At 47.2% G+C, this 1,180-nt stretch carries 1 pseudogene; it reads right to left on the bottom strand.

Going from position 1 to position 1,180, the window contains the following annotated elements:
• Positions 1-1,178 (bottom strand): annotated as a pseudogene (locus R7E00_RS24340) (two-component sensor histidine kinase); the annotation flags it as partial.
• Between the last annotated feature and the right edge of the window lie 2 nt (positions 1,179-1,180).

Raw genomic sequence — 1,180 nt, 5'->3', positions numbered from 1 at the left:
ATTTCCTGTACCTTTTCACCGTACTCGATGAGCTTTTCACTCAAGCGTCCGATCTCATCATTGCCGTCCACCACAACCGGATGGCTCAGGTCGTTTTTGATGATGGCATCAATACTGTCACCTAACCCTATCAAACGTGCCACAATGCGGCGGTTGATGAAGTAATACGTCAAGAACATGCTCGTCATGATCGACAAACTAAAGCAGACAATCAAAACGTGGTTGCCGTAAGACACGCGCTCGGCGGTTTCACTCTTCACCTGTTTGAACGTTTGGTCCGCAGTAGAAACCAGTTCACCGATTTGTTGATGAATGGCTTCCATGCTGAGCGCGATTTGCTCTTGTATTTTCTGAATGTCGCCGTTCAGCGTCACTAATGACATCAATTGTTTATCGAACGCGCCTTCTGGACTCAACACAACCACAAGTTCTTGCAATAACTGTTTGTAAGCGATTGAGGTTGGCTGATTCATTAAGGTTGTGCTGCTTTCTTGCAGATCCATCAAACGAAAGTGAATCACCTTCATCCCATTGTCGACCTGCTCCGGCATTGATGCGCCAGCAACATCAATCGCCATGTCGTACACCGCCGATTCAATATCGATGACCCGTTGCAAAGTACTCAATTGCACCAGCAAGTTTTGAATTTCTTTCGAGTCGTTTACCCGCTCAATCTGCCAGTGCACTTCTTGTCGAACCGGTTTGAGCTCAGAGCGAATATCTTGGTGAAGCCAGTTAATCTGCTCCATCAGTTGGTCGACGCGGCGAGTTTGATCGATGCGAGTTGAAATCATATCCACGTACTTTTCCAGTAGCGAGGCAAGGCCAGCTTCCGATTCGAGCAATTGATAAAACTCCGAGCTCATCTTATTGCTTTTCAGAACGGTCGAAATCGAAGCCAATTGCTCGTTGACCTGCATGGCTTGTTCAGTCAGCTGTACTTTGTTGTCTACCGCTTGCAGCGCTTCTACGCGGCGGTTAATTTCACTGGTTTTACTTTCGAGAAAATAGCTGGCGTTATATTTAGGTACGCTATCTTCCAACAAAAGGCGCACCTGATTATCCAAGCTGTTCCATGTCGCCCAAGCGACCAAACACACCACGGTAAGCAAGAGCGTGCTGCAAGCAAAAGCGGCAATTAAGCGGGCACCGATGGTTTTGTATTTCGGGTATAACACCA

It is taken from the genome of Vibrio sp. Vb1755 (assembly GCF_033338635.1).
Lineage (GTDB): Bacteria > Pseudomonadota > Gammaproteobacteria > Enterobacterales > Vibrionaceae > Vibrio > Vibrio alginolyticus.
Note: the sequence above shows the minus strand (reverse complement) of the source record. Positions and strands in the feature narration are given on the sequence as shown.